1 protein-coding gene is annotated in these 1,220 nt (G+C 71.0%); it reads left to right on the plus strand.

What is annotated here, in order from left to right; translation table 11 throughout:
- The coding region (locus tag D7V93_RS43185) for a hypothetical protein (RefSeq protein WP_208723354.1) at window positions 1-1,086 on the plus strand (1,086 nt) is incomplete at its 5' end.
- Window positions 1,087-1,220: the final 134 nt, after the last annotated feature.

The following is a 1,220-nucleotide window of genomic DNA, read 5'->3' on the forward strand; positions in this document are numbered from 1 at the left end:
GAGGACGGTGGGCCCGTGGAGCCCGGGTGCCTGGAGCCGGGGTGGACGACGCGCTTGCTGGACGAGGGCGCGGACAACGCGGAGATGGCCTTCCACTTCGATGCGAAGGGCGTGGGCCACTACGCGTACACGAAGGGTTCGCGGCTCTACGTGGGCACCACGAAGCCAGGGGACCTGCCCCGGCGCATCGTCGAGGCGGTGAGCATCCAGGCCGTGCGCCTGGTGGTGGACTCCCAGGGCGCCCACCACGTCCTCTTCGGGCAGAACGACTGGGTCTACTACGCGCATGACCGGGGGGGCACCTGGGAGACGCACGCCCTGGCGCAAGGCAATCCCGCGGGGATTGCCTTCGATGGGTGGGGCGTCCTGAACGTGCTGATGAAACAGACCTACCCCGAGCTGGGGACGGTCTACGTGCACGGGCTTCGTCCTGGCACGCCGAACTGGCAGACGACCCGGCTGCCGGAGCTCGGGCCGACGGGGGACCGGGAACAACTGGTGGCGGATGCCTCCAATCACATGCATGTCATCTTCATCCGCTCGCCGAACCGGGGCGAGCCAGACATCCCCATGTATGCGACGGATGCGACGGGCGTCTGGACGGCGGAGCCGATGGACTGGACGGTGCCCGTCGACTCGCCGCGTCCGCGCCCCCGGCTCGAGGTGGACGCGCAGGGGCGGCCTCACGTGCTGGGCTCCGACGCCTCGGGCACCTGGTGGTGGGTGAAGGAGGGGGCGCAGTGGCAGCGGCACTGGCTGGGCCCGCTCCACGGCCACGGGCCCGCGCTGCACATGGAGGGCGCAGGCCCCTCGCATGCGCTCCTGGATGACGACAACGCGGAGGCGGGGACCAGCCACCTGTTCGTCCAGGCACTGACGCCCGGGACGGATGGCGGAAGCATCACGCCCTGGCTGCCGGTGGAGGCGTCCGACGGCGGGCTTGCCTTCCCCGTCAACACCGCGCTGCACGTGGCTGACGGGGGCGTGGTGCGGGTGGGCTACCCGTACCTCAACTACGAGACCGTGCCCGGAACCACTCTGCCCAAGGTCACGCGCGGGCTGCGCTACGCCCGCTACTGCCCGTAGGGACGCAAGGGACGGAAGCCGCGGCTCCGGTTGCGGGGCGCGGAAGCCGGCGCCTACAGTCGCCGCCCCTGCCGCGAGGCCGTCCCGTCCATGTCGTCGAACCCGAGCCCTCCGGTCCCCCCTCTGTCTCTTAT

Origin of the sequence: Corallococcus llansteffanensis, assembly GCF_003612055.1 — a bacterium.
Lineage (GTDB): Bacteria > Myxococcota > Myxococcia > Myxococcales > Myxococcaceae > Corallococcus > Corallococcus llansteffanensis.